This window comes from Amycolatopsis sp. NPDC104819 (genome assembly GCF_055583145.1).
Window position 1 is genome coordinate 767,572 of record NZ_JBVJON010000002.1, and the last position, 17,282, is coordinate 784,853.

Sequence of the window (17,282 nt, forward strand, 5' to 3'; positions counted from 1 at the left end):
TCACAGAATCGGCCCCGGTCGGCAATCGGCTGTCCGGGCGCAGAATCGGTGAGGACCCGACTTTCGGCGGGTGGCGCGGGCGCCGGGTGACGTCCTCCGGCTTGTGCGACCACGCGCACCGTGCGAGTTGTCGCCGTGATCGCCGCCACGTTACGGTCCGAAGCCGTAGCCACCGTCATCGAGCGAGGGGTCCGCCATGAAGGTTTCCGACTGTCCCACGACCCAGGTCGAGGTCCGCATCGACGCGCCGCCGGCCGAGGTCTGGTCCTGGCTGCTGGACGTCGACCTGCCCGCCCGGTTCTCCAGCGAGTACCAGGGCGGCGGCTGGGTCGAAGGGTCCGAGCCCGGTCTCGGCGCGCAGTTCCGCGGCCGCAACTCGCACCCGGTCGCCGGGGAGTGGGAGACGGTTTCGACGGTCACCGGCTACGAGCCCGGGCGGCTCTTCGCGTGGTCGGTGATGGACGTGACCAACCCGGCCGCGTCGTGGAAGTTCGAGCTCGTCCCGGACGGCGACGGCACGCTCCTGCGCCAGTGGGCCCAGATCGGTCCCGGCCCGTCCAACCTCACGACGATCATCGCCTCGATGCCCGAGCACGAGGACGAGATCGTCGCGATGCGGCTGGGCGAGCTGCAGGACAACATGCAGAAGACGGTCGAGGGCATCAAGGCTCTCGCCGAAACCGGGGTGCGCGCCTAACGCAGCACCCTGTCCACATAGGACTTGACGGCGGTCAGCGCCGCGGGTGCCCGCCACAGCCGTTCGACCTCGGGGTCGTCGGCGTGGCGGTACTCGGCGATCCGCTCGTGGTAGGGCTGCCGGATCTGGGCCTTGGTGTGCGCGAACGCCTCGGCCGGCAGCTCGCCGAGCCGGGTCGCGACGGCGAGGGCCCGCTCGAGCACCTCCTCCGGCGGGGCCAGCTCGTCGACCAGACCCGCGGCCAGCGCGTCCTCGCCGCCGCGGGTTTCGCCCGAGTAGGTGAGCGAAGGCAGCGGGGCCGTGCCGTAGGCGCAGCGCAGGATTTCCAGCGCGGCCAGCGGGAACGGCACCCCGACCAGCAGCTCGGTCACGCCGATCGTGCCGGCGCCGAGCACACGGTGGTCGCACGCGGCGGCCAGCACCGCGCCGCCGGCGACGGCGTGGCCGTTCAGCGCGGCGACCACCGGACGCGGGCAGCCGAACACGGCCAGCAGCGCGTCCGACAGCAGCGGCAGGAACTCGGACACGTAGGACGCGCCGCCGTCGTCGATCCGCTTGAGGTCGACGCCCGCGGAGAAGACGCGCCCGGTGCCGGTGAGCACGACGGCGCGGGCCTGGTCGACCTCCTCCAGCCGCAGCACGAGTTCGCGGCACGAGTCGGTGTCGAGGGTGTTGCCGCCGCCGTGGTCGATCCGCAGCACGGCGATGTCGTGGTGGCTCTCCAGCATGATCGGCACGTGCCCGACCGTAACCGCTCAGGTTTTGACGCTCAACCGCACGACGCGTACAGCCCGGTGTCGTCGCGGTGGGCGGTCACCGGCACGCGGTAGCGCCGCCCGGTGCGGCGGCCGGTGGAGGCGAGCAGCAGGAACTCGCGGACGCCGCGGCCGAGCGGGCTCGGCAGCAGCGCGCGAAGCACCCCGTTGAACGCCTTCACCAGCGGCGCCGGCGGCTGGTGGCCCGCCACCACGGTGGTCATCAGCTGGTGATGTCCTTCCGGGCGAACCGCCGCCCGGCGTAGAGGACGAACACCGTTCCGTAGATCGCCGCCGAGAGCATTCCGCTCGCCAGGTTGGTCCAGTCGACGTCGGTCGAGATCAGGTCCATCCACGAGAACGCGTAGTGCGTCGGCAGGTAGTTGCGCAGGCCCTCCAGCGCCGTGATCTGGTCGAGGATCTGCGACAGGATCGCCACCAGCACCGCGCCGCCGACCGCGCCGAGCGGGGCGTCGGTCGTCACGCTCAGCGCGAGCGCGAGCCCGGCCACCCAGGCCAGCTGCAGGATGATGTACACAGTGGACAGTGCGATGGCCAGCATGCTGTCGCCGAAGGAAACCGCGTCGCCGGTCGGGCTGATCGCGTCGCCCGCGCCGTACCAGAGCAGCCCGACGATCAGGGACATCACCGGCAGCAGCACCAGCGCCGCCGCCGACAGCAGCCCGGACACGATCGCCTTCTGCCGCAGCACCCGGTGCCGCGGCACCGGCACGGCCAGCAGGTACTTCAGGCTCGACCACGACGCCTCGCTCGCGATGGTGTCGCCGAAGAACAGCGCGACGATCATCGGGAGCAGGAACGTCCCGGACACGAACAGCGCCAGCACGACGAAGTTCGGCGCCGAAGCCGTGGCCAGGTCGACGAACCCGCCGCTGCGCCGGTTCGGGTTCGACTGCCCGGCCTCGAACGCGATCACCAGGATGAACGGCAGGATCGCGACGAACCCGAGCAGGAACTGCGTGCGCCGCCGCTTGAGCTGGCGCCGCAGCTCGACGCCGAGCCGCAGCGTGCGCCGGGCGCTGTAGCCCTCGACGGCGCCGTCCGGCCCGACCGCGGCGTGCTCGTGCGACGCGACGTCGCTCAGTTCGTCGAGTGCGTGCGGATCGGTGTGGACACCCGAGTCACTCACTGCTCTTCTCCGACCAGTTGCAGGAACGCGTCTTCCAGCCGGCGCCGGGGCCCGGCCTGCTCCACCGCGACGCCGGCGCGGACCAGCGCCGCGACCGCCTCGGCGCGCGGCAGCCCGTCGAGGTCGGCGTGCACCAGGTCGCCGTCGACGTCGACCGAGGTGACCCCGCCGGCCGCCTTCAGCGCGGCGGCGGCCGCGGCCGGGTCGTCGACCCGGAACGTCGCCTCGCCGCCGGCCGCGGCCAGCTCGCCGACCTCGCCCGCGGCGACCAGCGCGCCGCGGTGCATGACCACGACGTGCGTGCAGGTCTGCTCGACCTCGGCGAGCAGGTGGCTGGACACCACCACGGTGCGGCCGGTGGCGGCGTAGCGCTGCAGCACCTCGCGCATCTGGTGGATCTGGGGCGGGTCGAGCCCGTTGGTCGGCTCGTCGAGCACCATGAGCTCCGGCAGGCCGAGCATCGCCTGGGCGATCGCCAGCCGCTGCCGCATGCCCTGGCTGTAGGTGCGCACCCGGCGGTCGACCGCCGCGCCGAGCCCGGCGATCTCCAGCGCCTCGCCGAAGTGCGCCTTGTCCGCCGGCCGTCCGGTGGCCGCCCAGTACAGCTCGAGGTTCGCCCGGCCGGACAGGTGCGGCAGGAAGCCGGAGCCCTCCACGAACGAGCCGATGCGCGAGAGCACCGGGGCGCCCGCGGTGATCTTGTGCCCGAAGACCCGGATGTGGCCCTTCGTCGGCGTGATCAGGCCCATCAGCATCCGCAGCGTGGTCGTCTTGCCCGCGCCGTTCGGCCCGAGCAGGCCGAGCACCTGGCCCGGTTCGACGCGGAAGGACAGGTCGTTCACCGCGACGAACCCGCCCGGGTACTCCTTGCGCAGCCCCTCGATGACGAGCGGGGTGGTGGCGAGCTCCGGGTCGATGTCGGTGGCCCGGCGGCGGCGCAGCGCGGCGAAGAGCACCACGGCCACGCCGATCGCGAGCGTCACGCCGATGCCGGCCAGCTGCCCGACCGGGGCCGGGGAGCCGACGGACGTCCCGGGCACGACCGGCACGGCCAGTGCGGTCCCGCCGGCGAGCGCGACCCGGAACACCGCGGGCGCCGCCGGTGAGGCGAACGCCTGGTCGGTGGTGCCGACGACCAGCCGCAGCGAGTGGCCGCCCTCGATCGGGCGGACGATGCCCGGGAGCGTCACGGTGACCTCGACCGGCGTGCCGTCGGCGGGCAGCCCGCTCACCCGGAACGGCGCGATGGCGTTCGACGGCAGCACGCGCGAACCGTCCTGCCCGACGTCGTAGAGCTTCGCGAACAGCACCGCGTCCGGCTGGGGGTGCGCCGGGTCCGCGGCGACCTGCAGCCGCACGGTGGACGAGCCGCTGACGACGACCTGCGAGTCCACCGGGGCGGTGGTGAACTGCGCGGACTGGCCGGGCGGATCGTTGCTGAACAGCGCGCCGAGCCGCGACGAGCTGCTCGCGACGCCGTTGAGGCCGGGGATCCCGCTCACCGCCGACGGGTTCGCGCCGGCCGGGCGCACCACCGACTGCGCGGGACCGGCCATCGGCAGCAGCCGGCGTTCGGCGGCCGGGCCGGTCAGCCCCGGGTAGGTGTCGGCGGTGACGGTGCGGACCGACGGCGTCCCGTTGGCGCGCAACGTGCCCTGGACGTCGTAGCTGAAGCCGGTGCCGGGGTCGCCGCCGTTGACGGCGTCCCAGAGGAAGTCGCCGATCTTCGTGCGCAGCTGCGGTCCGGGCTTCCCGCCGTCGTGGCCGCCGGTGTACCAGATCGTGCGGACCTTGCCGCCCGCCGCGGTGATCTGCCGGGCGGTGGCGTCGGACTGGTCGAGGCCGAAGAGCGTGTCGCTCTCACCCTGCACCAGCAGGGTCGGCACGGTGATCTTGTCCGTCACCGAAACGGGCGACACCCGGCGCAGCAGGTCGACGCTCGCCTGGCTGATCTCCCCGGTGGTGCCGAGCTCGGTGTAGGCGCGGCAGACCGCGGCCGTGAAGCGCCCGCAGGGGTCGGCCGCGGCGCCGCCACGGGGTCCGCCCCCGCCGTTCGGCGCGGCCGGGACGGCGGCCGCCGCGGCGCCCGCCCCGGCCGCGGCGGTGGACCCGCTGTCGGTCTCCTGCCCGGCTTCGGGCGCTTCGGCCGACGGCGAGCCGCTCGCCGCCGCGCCGGACCCGGCCGAGAAGAAGATGCCCGCCCAGCTCTTCTTGAACACGCCGTCGGTCGCGAACGCGCCGGCGGCCGGGGTGCCCGAGGGCCGGAGCGCGGGGGTGGCGGCGTTCGGAACCAGGCCCTGGGCGAGGTCGTTGTAGGTGATCACCGGGGCGATCGCGTCGACGCGCTTGTCGGTGCCGGCCAGCAGCAGCGAGAGCGCACCGCCGTAGGAGGCGCCGGTGACCGCGACCTTCGGGTCGCCGCTCGGGTCGGTGGTGACCTGGTGCTGCGCGACGAGCCGGTCGATCAGGCGGCTCGCGTCGGCGACCTCGCCGTCCGGGTCGTTCAGCCCGATCTTGCCGGTGCTCTTCCCGAACCCGCGCGCGGACCACGTCATCACGACGAAGCCCTTCCGCGCGAGCTCGCGGGCATCGTCGGCGACGCTGGTCTTGTCCCCGCCGAAGCCGTGCGCGAGCAGCACCGCGGGCGCGGGCACGGTGGCGGGCAGGTAGGTGGTCGTGTCGATCTTGACCTGCTCCGCCGAGCCGGGCGCGGCGGGCATGTCGACCAACGCGTCCTGCGTGGGCACGGGCGGGGGCGCCGCGGGCCGCGTGATCCAGAAGACCGCGCCGGCGGCCAGGACCGCGACGACGGCGGCGAGCGCGGTGAGGCGGGCTCCGCGGGTGCGTGGGAGCGGGAATCGGGGCACGGGGTGACCGTATGTGAAGTTTCCTGAGAGTGCCCTCAACGGCGGGCGGAGTGACCCGGATAACAGGACCAAAGTGGTGACACTGGCAACCCCGGCTGGCGTTCGACCGGGGGTAACCGGCAAACTGGACGCGCTGTGAGGGGAGTATTCCTCCGCGGCGGTGTCGTCAGCACGGTGGCCCAGCGCCCCCGGCACCGTCGGCCGGTGTTCGCATCGGCGGAAGAGACCTCCGGTTAGTTGCTCATGCGCACTATCCGGAGGTTCTGGTTCCATGACTGTCCCCCTGTGGCTGTGGATCGCCACGATCGGTGGCCTGCTGGCCCTGATCGCGCTCGACCTGGTGATCGTCGACAGCAAGCCGCACGAAGTGACCACGGGGGAAGCCGCTCGCTGGGTGATCTTCTACATCGCGTGCGCGGTCGTCTTCGGCGCCGGCGTGTGGATCTTCGGCGGGCACGACCCGGGTGTCGAGTTCTTCACCGGGTACATCACCGAGTACTCGCTGAGCGTCGACAACCTGTTCATCTTCATGATCATCATGGCCTCGTTCAAGGTGCCCGCCATCCACCAGCACCGCGTGCTGCTGGTCGGCATCCTGCTCGCGCTGGCGATGCGCAGCGTGTTCATCTTCATCGGCGCGGCCCTGATCGAGCAGTTCGTCTGGGTGTTCTTCCTCTTCGGCGCGGTGCTCGTCTGGACCGCGATCAGCATGGTCCGCGGCAAGGGCGACGACGAGGAGTACCACGAGAACGCCGTCACCCGGCAGGTCCGCAAGATCGCCCCGGTGACCGACGACTACCACGGCCACCACTACACCGTGAAGCTGAACGGCAAGCGGATGATCACGCCGATGCTGCTGGTCATCGTGGCCATCGGCTCGGCCGACCTGCTCTTCGCCGTCGACTCGATCCCGGCGATCTTCGGCATCACGCAGGAGGCGTTCCTCGTCTTCACCGCCAACGCGTTCGCGCTGATGGGGCTGCGGCAGCTGTACTTCCTGCTCGGCGGCCTGGTGACCAAGCTGGTCTACCTCAGCTACGGCCTCGCGGTGATCCTCGCCTTCATCGGCGCGAAGCTGTTCCTGCACGCGCTGCACGAGTACCACGTCGTCCCGGACTGGCTGGACATCAACAACTGGATCTCCCTCGGCGTGATCGTCGTCGTGCTGACCGTCACCACGGTGGCGAGCCTGGCGAAGGCCCGGCGCGACGAACGCAAACAGGTCGTGGCCTAGGTCGTTCGCACAGCTAAGGAATTCGGGTACGGTCGGGGACGTGCGTCCTGCCGACATCGAACACATCGTCGTCCCCGGCCGTCCCGCCCTGCGCGGGAACCTGCTGCTCACCGCGCTGAAGAAACCCGACCTGAAGACGAACGCCGCGCACAGCGCGCTGCGGCGGGTGTCCCTCGACGGCGGTGAAGCCGCGTGGACCCACGGTCCGCGCGACTCGGCGCCGGCGATCTCCCCGGACGGGCGCTGGGTGGCGTTCCTCCGCGCGGGGGAGGGCAAGGGCGCCGACGGGAGCCCCCAGCTGCACGTCATGCCGGCCGACGGCGGGGAGGCCCGGCGTCTGACGGCGCTGCACCTCGGCGCCGGGGAGCCGGTCTGGGCGCCGGACTCGCGGCGCGTCGCCTTCACCGCGCGGGTGCCCGAGGCCGGTCGTTACGGCACCGAGGACACCGACGGCGAGACCCCGGAAGCCGTGGCCGAGGCCCCGCGCCGGATCACGCGGATGGACTACCGGATCGACGACGTCGGCTTCCTGCGCGACCGGATGCAGCGGCTGTTCGTCCTCGACACGGCCGAGGACGGGCCCCTCGAACCCGAGCCGCTGACCGGTGACGGCTTCGACGTGACCCACCCGGTGTGGACGCCGGACGGCGCTCGCGTCGTCTTCACCGCGCCGCCGGACTGGGGTGCGGCCGAGAGCGACGCGCGCGACGTCTGCGCGATCTCCGCCGAGGGCGGCGAGCCCGAGGTCGTCGTGCGCACGGCGGGGTATTCGGAGCATCCGGTGTTCGGCGCCGACGGCACGTTGTTCTACTTCGGACAGTCCTTTGAGGAGCATCGCGAAGCGGCGATGACGGGGCTTTACGCGGCCACGCCGGAGTTCGGCGTCGGCTCGGTGAAGGCCCGCCGGCTGACCGACATCGAGACGGTGGACTGCGAGACCTCCGCCGGCCCGCCGGCGCCGCGCGGCGACGACGTGCTCGTGGCCGTCCGCCACCGCGGCGCGGTCGAGCTGCGCGCGGTCGCCGTCACCGCCACGGACGCCCCGCTCGAAGACCTGCCGGTCGTCTACGCGGACCGCACCGTCGTCCGGTCGTTCACACTGGACGGCACGGTGCTCGCGGCGGTGCTCGCGACGCCGTCGACGTCGGGTGAGGTCGTGCTGCTCGGCGACGGCGCCCCGCGCGTGCTGACCGACTACTCGAAGCCGTTGCGGGACAAGGGGATCCGGCCGCTCGTCGAGCTGGAGACCACGGCGCCGGACGGCTACCCGGTGCACGGCTGGCTGGTGCTGCCCGAGGGCGAGGGCCCGCACCCGGTGCTGCGCGTGGTGCACGGCGGCCCGTTCACCCAGCAGGACTGGGCGGTGTTCGACGAGGCGCAGGTGTACGCGTCCGCGGGGTACGCGGTGGTGCTCGGCAACCCGCGCGGGTCGGCGGGCTACGGGCAGACCCACGGCCACGCGATCACGGAGGCGTTCGGCACGGTCGACGTCGACGACGTGTTGGCTTTGCTCGACGTGGCGCTCGAGCGGCCCGACCTGGACGCCTCGCGCGTCGGCATCATGGGCGGTTCGTACGGCGGGTTCATGACGAGCTGGCTGGCCGCCCACCACGGCGAGCGGTTCAAGGCGGCGTGGAGCGAGCGCGCGGTCAACGCGTGGGACTCGATGGTCGGCAGCTCCGACATCGGCTACTTCTTCGTCGACTCCTACATCGGCGCGTCGCCGGAGGTGCAGCGCGACCGTTCGCCGCTCACCTACGCGGCGCAGATCAAGATCCCGTTCGCGGTGGTGCATTCGGAGCAGGACTGGCGGTGCCCGCTGGAGCAGGCGCAGCGGATGTTCGTCGCGCTGCGGCGGGCGGGCGCGCCGGCGGAGCTGCTGCTGTTCCCGGGCGAGGGCCACGAGCTGTCCCGCTCCGGCCGGCCGCGGCACCGGGTCCAGCGGTTCGAAGCGATCCTGGAATGGTGGGCGCGGCAGCTGTAGCTTGACGTGCCATGACGGTGCCCGAGGTGGATTTCGAGCTCGAGACCTGGCGGATGGTGCTGTTCCGGGCCGGTCCCCGCGCCGGCGAGATCTCCGAGGAGATGGCCCGCGAGCTCCGCGCCCGGCACCTGTCCGCGGCCCGCGCCCAGCAGGCGGCCGGATCGCTGCTGTTCGCGGGCTCGGTGCCGGAGCCGTCTGCGTCGCTGCCGGTGACGGGAGTGGCGTTCTTCCGGACGTCGGAAGCGGAAACTCGCGCGATCCTCGACGCCGACCCGGCCGAGCAGGCCGGGCTGATCGCGTCGGAGATCGTGGGGTTCGTCTGCCCGCGAGGCACCCTTGGCTGAGGGCCTGGTGTGCTTCGACGTCGACGGCACCTTGGTGCCCGGCACGAGCTCCTGCGCGTGGGTGGCCGCGGCGCTGGGCCACGAGGCCGAGCTCGTGGCGGCCGAAGCGGCCTACGACGCAGGCCGGATGACCAACCAGGAAGCGTCGGTCATCGACGCCCGAGGCTGGGCCGGGCACACCGAAACCGAGGTCTCGGCCCGGCTCGAGACCCTGCCGCTGGTCGGCGGGATCGCGGAGACGGTGGCGTGGTGCCACGACCACGGTCTCGCGCCGATCCTCACGACGCTCGCGTGGACGCCGGTGGGCCGGATGCTCGCCGGCCGGTTCGGGTTCACCGCCTACTGCGGGCCCGTGCCCGAGACCGCGGACGGGCGCTACACCGGCCGCGTCGCCGCGCACCTGGACGAGTACGGCAAGCGCGACTTCGCGCTGGCCCGGGGGGTTGCGCCGGAGCGGTGCGTCGCGGTCGGGGACAGCCGGTCCGACCTGCCGCTGTTCGCCGCCGTCGGGATGAGCATCGGCTTCAACGCGGCTCCGGCGGCGCGGGCCGTCGCGACCCACCTCGTCGACGGGGGCGACCTGCGCGCGATCGTCCCGCTGCTCGACGCTCAGTTCAGCAGCGTGTAGTTCAGCTCTTCGCAGACGCGCCCGAGCGGGACGTCCAGGCCGGGGTGGTCCAGCGGCAGCAGGACGTCCGGCGCGATCGGCAGCGCCGCGCCCGCGGGCGGGTCCCAGAGGCAGATCGCGGGGTCGCCGGAATCCATCGACGAGCGGTACCAGAGGCCGTCGAGGTCGCTGAACGCGCCGCGGATCGCGCGCGCCCAGGCCTGCGTCAGCTTCTTCGGCCCGCTCGAGATCTCCTGGGACGCGCCCACCCGGGTCGGCCACAGGCCGGTCAGGTCGAGCAGGCGCAGGGTGCGGGTCGGGCGGACGACCACCAGCCGGGGACCGCGCGTGCGGCGGTCGACCGTCGAGCTGGTCTGGAAGACCTCCGCGACCGACGTGCGGACGGTGAGGCCGAAGTACAGGACCCCGTTCGCGGGGTCGGTGACCGGCGCGCCGCCGCGGCCGGGCGACTGCTGGTCGAACCGGCCGTGCGGGAGCGGGCCGGTGTAGCGGAACGAGTTCCACTGCTGGGGGTGGTTGCCGTGCGCCGTGAAGATCCGCACCAGCCTGGTCGCGGGCTGGACCGTCACCACGTCGTTGGCGCGGTTCAGCTGCCGGACCAGGACGGATCGGGCGGGCGGCAGCGGTAGCCGGGCCATGGGTCGGGGGTGGTCCGTCCTTGTCGGTGATCTTGCTCGGGGTGGTCCAGCCTAGAACGGCGAGCCGAGCGTGGCGATGAGGCGCGCGACGTGCTCCGGGTCACCCCCGGAAAGGAGCCACTGGCGCGGCGTCGCCGGGTGGTCGTTGATCACCAGGTCGGGCTGGGGAGTGCTCATGAACGCGGCGACGACCAGCGCGGGCTGGTCGTCGGGCAGGGCTTTGAGGACGACCTCCAGGCCGGGCAGCACCCCGGAGCCGGCGAACTGCCACGCCGGGAGCCGCCAGCCGCCGTCCTTCCAGCCGGTCAGCCTGCCTTCCTTGAGGCGGTGCCGGATCCGGCTGTCGTCCACACCGAGGGCTTTCGCGGCTTCGTTGACACTGAGCGCCCCTTCGGCGAGCACGGCGTGGGCGGCGACGGTGCGCGCCCGGAAGTCCGGCTCTTCTTCGCGCCTCGGCGAGAGGTCGAGGCCGACGTCGGCGAGCGCGGCCCGCTGGTCGGCGGAGAAGTAGTGCGAGGGATCCGGATTCGGTGGGGACAGTCTGCGCGCCGCGTCTTCGACGAGCGTGAGGAACTCGTTCGCGTCGACCTTCAGGCCCGCCTTGGCGAGGATGTTCTCCAGCGCTACAGACATGCGGTTCAGATTAACCCGAAACAGCGCGCGTGTGCGGGTTCGTGCGGTTTCTTGCCCGATCTGTGGGCGAATTCACCAGAGATCGACACTTACCGCACATTAGTCAACACGTTGAGTAGGCAACTTCCGGCTAGTCTGACCGGAACGAGCGAGGTTGTCCAGGCTTGACACTCCGCGCTTCCGGCCTTACGTTCCGTGTGAGTAAACGATTTCCGCTCCGTGCTCACAGGATCCGGCGGGTTGGCGCCGGCCATGGGGGACACAGGGGGTGGGGCGTGCCTGGGGGGCCTGGCACGAGCCGGCCCCCCAGGCACGTCTGTCCCGCCCCCTCCGCACGCGAGTCGGCCTTCTGGGAACGCGAGTCGTCCGTCCAGGTACGCGTGTCGGCCACCGGGGTACGTGAGTCGGCGGTCTGGTGCGCGTGTCGTTCGTCTGGGTACGCGTGTCGTCCGTCCAGGTGCGCGAGCCGACGTTCCGGGTGCGGTCGCGGTCCGGCCGGGGTCAGCGGCGGGAGCTCTTCCGCTCGATCAGCTTGGCTTCCAGCGTGGTCGTTGTCGCGTCGCGGCTGCTGTCGGAAATCCTCGCCAGCAAAAGCTGCGCCGCCACGCGGCCGACCTCGTACGCCGGTTGGGCGACCACCGTGAGCGGGGGGTCGATCAGCGTTGTCCACGGGGCGTCGTCGAACGAGACGATGCCGACGTCGCGGCCGGAGCGCAGGCCGCGCGCCGAGAGCGCTTCGAGCACTCCGATCGCCATCGTGCTGTTCGCGACCAGGAGCGCGTCCGGCGGGGACGGCTCGTCGAGCAGCTCCAGCGCCGCCAGCCGGGCGCCCTCCGCGCGGTACTCCGCTCGCCGTGCCACTACGTTCGCTTCGCCGACGACGTCGGCGTAGCCCGCCAGGCGGTCGTCGGCCGTGCGGACGCCCGTCGGGCCCGTGAGGCAGCCGACGCGCCGGTAGCCGCCGGCCAGCAGGTGCCGGGTCGCCTCGGCGGCGGCGTGGCGCGTGTCGACCAGCACCTGGTCGCCTGCCTCGGCCGGCAGCGGCCGATCGACCGCCACCAGCGGCGTGCCCTGCCGGCGCAAACCTTCGACGTTCGTCGACCGGCCGGTGGGCGAGAGCACCACCCCGGCGACCCGCTCCTGCAGTGCGACCTCGATGTAGCGGCGCTCCTTCTCCTCGTTCTCGTCGGAGTTGCAGAGCACGACCGAGTACCCGGACCGCTGCGCGAGGTCCTCGACGCCGCGCGCGATGGCCGTGAAGAACGGGTTTTCGACGTCGGAGATGATCAGCGCGAGCACGGCCGTCTCCTGGCGGCGCAGGTTCCGGGCCAGCCCGTTCGGGTGATACCCCAGCTCGGCGGCGGCCTCCTGCACGCGCGCGGCGAGCGTCGGGTCCACAGTGGACTTCCCGTTGAGCGCGCGCGACACGGTCGCCGTGGAGACGCCGGCCCTCGCCGCGACGTCGCTGATGGTGGCCACACGCCCTCCCTGATCACTCGTCGAGGGGAGAATAGCGCCCTTGGTGGTCGTTTACCGTCCGCTTACTTCCCGGCTCGATATTCCCCTTCGGTTAGCCCGCACGGGTTACGCCGAACGTCGCCGGTCACGCACCGGCGCGTCCACAGTGGAGGGACCGGGGAAGTAGGCGCGGGGGGTGAGCCCGGTCAGGGCCCGGCAGTCCCGGCTGAGGTGCGCCTGGTCGGCGTACCCGGCGGCGGCCGCCAGCGCGGCGAGCCCGGAAGTGTGCGGCGCGAGCGCGACGGCGCGCTGGAACCGGGTGACGCGGAGGTAAGTGGCGGGGCCGTAACCCACCGCTTGGACGAACCGTCGCCGCAGCCGCCGCTCACTCACGGTGACGGAACGGGCGGGGTCTTCGACCCGCGCCGCCACGAGATCCGGTCCGGGCCCGCCTCGCCGAGCCAGCTCGGCCGCCGCTTCCGCGGAGGACGCGTGCGACCGACCAAGCCGGGCGAGTTCGGCTTCGGTGACCTGCCCGCCTCGCCGGGCCAACCCGGCCGCCGCTTCCGCGGAGTGCACGTGAGGCGGGGCGAGTCCAGCTTCAGCGGCAGGCTCAACCACCGGCCGCGCGAGCATCGCCATCGCCTCCGCGACCCTCGCCGCTCCCGCGTCCAGCCGGTCGATCAACGCCGCCACCGCCGGATCCACCGGCCCGACCTCCGCCGCCGAGATCCGAGACGCAACCGCTTGCGCAGGCGTCAACTCACCAGACAGCAGCCGCTCCGCCAGTACTTCCCCCGAGCGCCCCCACAACTCTCCCAACGCAACCCGGCGGTCGCGCAGCTCGTCCGCCGCAACGCCCAGCACCGCCGACGCCCGGCCCGGCGTGAACCGGACCCCGTGCAGCTCCGCGTTCGGCCGGGTCACCGATGACCACGCCGCCGTGTCCGGGCCCGCCACGAACACCCCGCCGTCGCCTACTACCAGGTCCAGGCAGCCGTCGGGGACGATTCGCTTCGGTCCCTCCGAAGCCGATCGCCACACGCAGCGGGCCACGCCCGCCAGCGGGCCGGGTGGCGCCGCCTCTTCGTACATACTCCGCATCATGCACCCGGGGACCGACAAAAACTCCACCGAACCCATCGACTCACTGGCCTGGATCCACGTCCGCGACCGGCGGCTGCTGTCGGTCCGCACCAGCGGGAAAGCCAAGTTCTACCTCCCCGGCGGCAAACGCGAACCGGGCGAAGGCGACGTCGCGGGGTTGTGCCGCGAGATCCGGGAAGAGCTCGGCGTCGAGCTCGACCCGCTGAGCTTCCGGTTCTTCGCCGCCCTCGAGGAGCAGGCCGACGGGTTCGCGGACGGCCGTCTGGTCCGGATGACCTGCTACACCGCCGAGCACGTGGGCGAGCCGGCGCCGTCGCGAGAGATCGCCGAGGCCGCCTGGCTCAGCTCGGCCGAGGCCTCGGTCTGCCCGCCCGCCGGGCAGCGGGTGCTGCGGATGCTCGCCGAGGCAGGGCTGGTGGACTGAGCACCCGTTTGGGTGAAAGTTGGACTTCTCGCGAAACGCCGCTAACGCGCAGTGAGGTCACGGCGAGATATACACGACGCACTCGACGGGAGTGCGCGCGACGAGAGAAGACCTCTCCATGGGTGTTCCCACCGCGACCGAGCCGGCCCGTGACTGCGCGCGCCGGGCCAAGCCGGCCGGAAACGTCGTTGTTGTCCTCGTCGTGCTCGCCGCGGCCTTCGCGGTGACGTCGTACGTCGTCCCCAGGTCCTCGCGCGGGCCGGCGAAGGAAGCGCCCGTCGCCGCGCCGGTCGTGCCGGCCGCCGTCGCCACCGTCAGCCACTCCGTCGTCTACGAGCTGCTCGGCGCGGACGGCGCCGGCAACGTCACCTACGCCGCCGAGGGCTCCGCGCTGGTCCAGCAGGCCCAGGTCACGACGCCGTGGTCGGCGGCCTTCACCCGGATCGGCCCGGCCGACCGCACCGAGTTCTACTCCATCGCTGCGCGCAACCCCGGCCCCGGCGAGCTGCGCTGCCGGATCGTCGTCGACGGCGCCGTCGTCGCCGAGAAGACCGTGACCGAGCCGGGACGCCTCTTCAGCTGCGCCGTCTGAGCTCCGCGAAGCGAGCTCAGCCCAGCGGGTTGGCCAAATGCGACGTGTCGTTGAAGCGTCGCACGATCCAGTTGTCGCCGTGCAGCACCAGGTGGGAGACGGACCCGTTGTCGGCGCCGAGGAACGCGAAGCGCTCGACCGAACGGCTGGCCTGCGCGAACACCTCGCCGATCACACCGCCGTGGGTGAACACCGCGACGCGCTGGTCCGGGTGCGCGGCGGCGATCCGCGTCAGCGCGCCACGCAGCCGGGCGCCGAACGCCTCGTCGGACTCCGCGCCCGGGATGACGTCCCAGCGCTGCTCGGCCCACAGCCGGTCGACGATCGGGTGGCCGTCGGTCGTGTGCTTCCGGAACAGCCCGTTCTCCCAGTCGCCCAGGTGGATCTCGCGCAGGTCGGGCTCGACGACCGGCGTGATCCCCAGCTTCTCGGCCAGCGGCGCCGCGGTCTGCACCGTGCGGCGCAGGGTCGTCACGTAGATCGCGTCGATGCGCTCGCCGGCCAGCCGGACGCCGACGCGCTGGGCGTGGTCGCGGCCCTCCGTCGCGAGGTCCGGGTCGGCCTGGCCGTCGACCAGGTCGAACGGCCGGCTGGCCCGCGCGGGAGCGGATTCGCCGTGTCGGACCAGGAAGATCTCGGTCGCCCCCGACGGCGGTGCGAACCGGTGCTGGCGGTATTCGATCTCCTGCTCAGGCGTCGTCATGGCCCCGAGGTTAGCCGAGCTGCTTGTCCACGAAACACCATCGCCACGTCTCTCCCGGCTCGAAACTGCGCATGACCGGATGGCGGGATTCGTGGAAGTGCCGGGTGGCGTGCCGGCGCGGCGAGGAGTCGCAGCAGGCGACGTTGCCGCACTTCAGGCACATCCGCAGGTGCACCCAGGTGGTGCCCTCCTCGATGCAGGCGGCGCAGGTGTCCGGCGAGCTGGGGTCGCGGTCGACCCACTCGTGGGCCAGGTGCTTGCACGAACCGGCCGTCGCGGCGGGGGTGCGCAGCTCGCGGCCTTCGACGTCGGGTTCCTCCTCGTCGCGGTCCAGCATGGACTCTTCGATGTCGAGCCGCTCCAGGACCTTCCGCAGGACGTCGTCGTCGGCGCTGCCGGCGTCGCGGGCCTTCAGGAACTGCTCGCGTTCGACTTCGAGGAGCTGGATCCGCAGGCGGCGGTAAGCGTCGCTCGGCGTCTCGGCCAGGACGCTCTGCCGGCCGAGCTGCTCCCACGCGGAGTCGGAGCGGTTCTGCAGCCGGTCGCGGATGCGCTGGATGATCTCCGGCGGGTCGTCCGGCTGCTGGATCTCCTCGAGCTTCGCCAGCGCCGCGGTGGTCATGTCGTGCAGCACGGACGCCTCCTGCAGCGCGTCCTCCGCCGGGTCCGGCCGCGGCAGGCGCAGCCGCCGGATCAGCGGTGGCAGCGTCATGCCCTGCACGGCGAGCGTGCCGGCCACGACGACGAACGCGGCGAGCACCAGCACGGCCCGCTGCGGGGTGTCCGCCGGCAGCACGAAGGCCGCGGCGAGCGTGACAACCCCGCGCATGCCCGCCCAGGAGATCACCGCCGAGTAGCGCCACGGCCAGATCTTCGCCCGGGTCTTGCCGGGCAGGAACCGCCGCTCCAGCCGCTTCACCGTGCCGATGCCGATCAGCCACAGCATCCGCGTGAAGATCGTCGCGGCGAGCACCGCCACGCAGATCCAGGTCAGCATGGCCAGCGACAGCCCGGATTCGCCCACTTCGGACAGGATCCGCCGCAGCTGCAGGCCGATCAGCAGGAAGACCATGTTCTCCAGCAGGAACGCGATGGTCTGCCAGTTCAGCCTGCTGGCCAGCCGCGCCGAGCCGGAGAGGATCTTCGGCGCCTTGTGCCCCAGGATGAGCCCGGCGACGACGACGGCCAGCACGCCGGAGCCGTGGATCGCCTCGGTCGGGATGTAGGCGATGAACGGCACCGCGAACGACAGCGCGGTGTCCAGCACCGGCTCGTTCAGCCGGGCGCGGATGAACGCGGCCACGAACCCGACGACCAGCCCGAGCACGATCCCGCCGATGGCCGCGCGCAGGAAGTCCGCGCCGACCTGCCAGAAGCTGACCGAGCCGGCGAGCGCGGCGATGGCCGTGCGCAGGGCGACGAGCGCGGCCGCGTCGTTGAAGAGGCTCTCGCCCTCCAGCAGCCGGATCAGCTTGCGGGGCATGCCGACCCGGCGGGCGACGACGCTGGCCGCGACCGCGTCCGGCGGGGCGACGATCGCCCCGAGCGCGATCCCGCCGGCCAGCGGGAGGCCGGGGATCACGGCCCAGGCGACCAGCCCGACGCCGAACGCGGTGAACACGACCAGCCCGACCGACATCAGGCCGATCGCCCCGCGGTTCTTCCGGAAGTCGACCAGCGACGTCTGGATGGCCGCCGAGTAGAGCAGCGGCGGCAGCAGGCCGAGCAGCACGACCTCGGGGTCGAGGTGGTACTCGGGGACGCCGGGGACGTAGGACGCCCCGACCCCGACGACGATCAGGCACAGCGGGGCCGACCAGTCCAGCCGCCGCGCCACGGCGCTGACGACGAGGACCGTCACGACCAGCGCCACTATCTCTGCCGCGATGTGCACGGGGTAATCATTACCCGCCGCTCGCGGCGCGTGTCACCTGGCCAGCTCGTCGCCCCCCGCCGCAGCTGGTCGTGGGGGGTTTGGGGGGGGGTTCCCCCCCCCCCCCCCCCCCAACACCCCCCCCCCCCCCCCCCCCCGGAACCCCCCCCCCCCCCCCTCCCCCTCTCTCGCCGC

Annotated in this window: 17 protein-coding genes; 7 read left to right on the plus strand and 10 right to left on the minus strand. The window is 72.5% G+C overall.

Annotation, left to right across the window (positions count from 1 at the left end; translation table 11 throughout):
- Nucleotides 1-196 precede the first annotated feature (196 nt).
- On the plus strand, nt 197-697 hold the full coding sequence (locus ACZ63E_RS08690) for an SRPBCC family protein (RefSeq protein ID WP_465335425.1): 501 nt from the start codon (nt 197-199) through the stop codon (nt 695-697).
- Here the strand turns inward: ACZ63E_RS08690 and ACZ63E_RS08695 are convergent.
- The 4 genes from ACZ63E_RS08695 to ACZ63E_RS08710 are packed head-to-tail and all read right to left on the minus strand — an operon-like array spanning nt 694 to nt 5,469.
- Nucleotides 694-1,434 carry an enoyl-CoA hydratase/isomerase family protein gene (locus ACZ63E_RS08695; protein ID WP_465335426.1) on the minus strand — a complete coding sequence of 247 codons (741 nt, stop codon included), beginning with the start codon at nt 1,432-1,434 and terminating at the stop codon, nt 694-696. The genes ACZ63E_RS08690 and ACZ63E_RS08695 overlap by 4 nt on opposite strands.
- Before the next feature lie 32 nt (nt 1,435-1,466).
- On the minus strand, nt 1,467-1,676 hold the full coding sequence (locus ACZ63E_RS08700; RefSeq protein ID WP_465335427.1) for a hypothetical protein: 210 nt from the start codon (nt 1,674-1,676) through the stop codon (nt 1,467-1,469).
- Nucleotides 1,676-2,602: an ABC transporter permease gene (locus ACZ63E_RS08705; protein WP_465335428.1), complete on the minus strand. Its 927-nt coding sequence runs from the start codon at nt 2,600-2,602 to the stop codon at nt 1,676-1,678. Before ACZ63E_RS08705 ends, ACZ63E_RS08700 begins: the two co-directional genes overlap by 1 nt.
- Nucleotides 2,599-5,469, minus strand: a complete 2,871-nt coding sequence (locus ACZ63E_RS08710; RefSeq protein ID WP_465335429.1) for an alpha/beta fold hydrolase — start codon at nt 5,467-5,469, stop codon at nt 2,599-2,601. The genes ACZ63E_RS08705 and ACZ63E_RS08710 overlap by 4 nt, the downstream gene beginning before the upstream one ends.
- 271 nt (nt 5,470-5,740) lie before the next feature.
- Here ACZ63E_RS08710 and ACZ63E_RS08715 point away from each other — a divergent pair, with 271 nt between their 5' ends.
- The 4 genes from ACZ63E_RS08715 to ACZ63E_RS08730 are packed head-to-tail and all read left to right on the plus strand — an operon-like array spanning nt 5,741 to nt 9,659.
- On the plus strand, nt 5,741-6,703 hold the full coding sequence (locus ACZ63E_RS08715; RefSeq protein ID WP_465335430.1) for a TerC family protein: 963 nt from the start codon (nt 5,741-5,743) through the stop codon (nt 6,701-6,703).
- 40 nt (nt 6,704-6,743) lie between these two features.
- Nucleotides 6,744-8,687, plus strand: coding sequence for a S9 family peptidase (locus ACZ63E_RS08720; protein WP_465335431.1), 1,944 nt, complete (start codon nt 6,744-6,746; stop codon nt 8,685-8,687).
- A gap of 11 nt (nt 8,688-8,698) precedes the next feature.
- The gene (locus ACZ63E_RS08725) at nt 8,699-9,031 is read left to right on the plus strand and encodes a YciI family protein (protein ID WP_465335432.1); all 333 of its coding nucleotides are present in this window, start codon (nt 8,699-8,701) and stop codon (nt 9,029-9,031) included.
- A complete protein-coding gene (locus tag ACZ63E_RS08730; RefSeq protein ID WP_465335433.1) occupies nt 9,024-9,659 on the plus strand; it encodes an HAD family hydrolase in 636 nt (211 codons plus the stop codon). Before ACZ63E_RS08725 ends, ACZ63E_RS08730 begins: the two co-directional genes overlap by 8 nt.
- Here the strand turns inward: ACZ63E_RS08730 and ACZ63E_RS08735 are convergent.
- The 4 genes from ACZ63E_RS08735 to ACZ63E_RS08750 all read right to left on the minus strand — a co-directional run bounded on the left by ACZ63E_RS08735 (nt 9,641) and on the right by ACZ63E_RS08750 (nt 13,483).
- The gene (locus tag ACZ63E_RS08735; RefSeq protein ID WP_257926625.1) at nt 9,641-10,297 is read right to left on the minus strand and encodes an RES family NAD+ phosphorylase; all 657 of its coding nucleotides are present in this window, start codon (nt 10,295-10,297) and stop codon (nt 9,641-9,643) included. The genes ACZ63E_RS08730 and ACZ63E_RS08735 overlap by 19 nt on opposite strands.
- A 51-nt stretch (nt 10,298-10,348) precedes the next feature.
- Complete coding sequence (locus ACZ63E_RS08740; protein ID WP_465335434.1) at nt 10,349-10,930, minus strand: MerR family transcriptional regulator; 582 nt, start codon at nt 10,928-10,930, stop codon at nt 10,349-10,351.
- Between the two features lie 501 nt (nt 10,931-11,431).
- Entirely contained in the window at nt 11,432-12,409 is a 978-nt protein-coding gene (locus ACZ63E_RS08745) for a LacI family DNA-binding transcriptional regulator (protein ID WP_465335435.1), read from the minus strand.
- Nucleotides 12,410-12,514: 105 nt separating this feature from the next.
- Entirely contained in the window at nt 12,515-13,483 is a 969-nt protein-coding gene (locus tag ACZ63E_RS08750) for a helix-turn-helix domain-containing protein (RefSeq protein ID WP_465335436.1), read from the minus strand.
- 10 nt (nt 13,484-13,493) lie between these two features.
- Here ACZ63E_RS08750 and ACZ63E_RS08755 point away from each other — a divergent pair, with 10 nt between their 5' ends.
- Nucleotides 13,494-13,919: an NUDIX hydrolase gene (locus tag ACZ63E_RS08755; RefSeq protein ID WP_465335437.1), complete on the plus strand. Its 426-nt coding sequence runs from the start codon at nt 13,494-13,496 to the stop codon at nt 13,917-13,919.
- A gap of 118 nt (nt 13,920-14,037) precedes the next feature.
- A complete protein-coding gene (locus tag ACZ63E_RS08760; protein WP_465335438.1) occupies nt 14,038-14,511 on the plus strand; it encodes an MmpS family transport accessory protein in 474 nt (157 codons plus the stop codon).
- Between the two features lie 16 nt (nt 14,512-14,527).
- On the opposite strand, the gene ACZ63E_RS08765 is transcribed toward ACZ63E_RS08760, so the two are convergent.
- Together ACZ63E_RS08765 and ACZ63E_RS08770 are read right to left on the minus strand one after the other, a co-directional pair.
- Nucleotides 14,528-15,214 (minus strand): histidine phosphatase family protein, encoded by a 687-nt coding sequence (locus tag ACZ63E_RS08765; protein WP_465335439.1) that lies wholly within the window; start codon nt 15,212-15,214, stop codon nt 14,528-14,530.
- Between the two features lie 10 nt (nt 15,215-15,224).
- Nucleotides 15,225-17,108: a Na+/H+ antiporter gene (locus tag ACZ63E_RS08770; protein WP_465335440.1), complete on the minus strand. Its 1,884-nt coding sequence runs from the start codon at nt 17,106-17,108 to the stop codon at nt 15,225-15,227.
- Nucleotides 17,109-17,282: the final 174 nt, after the last annotated feature.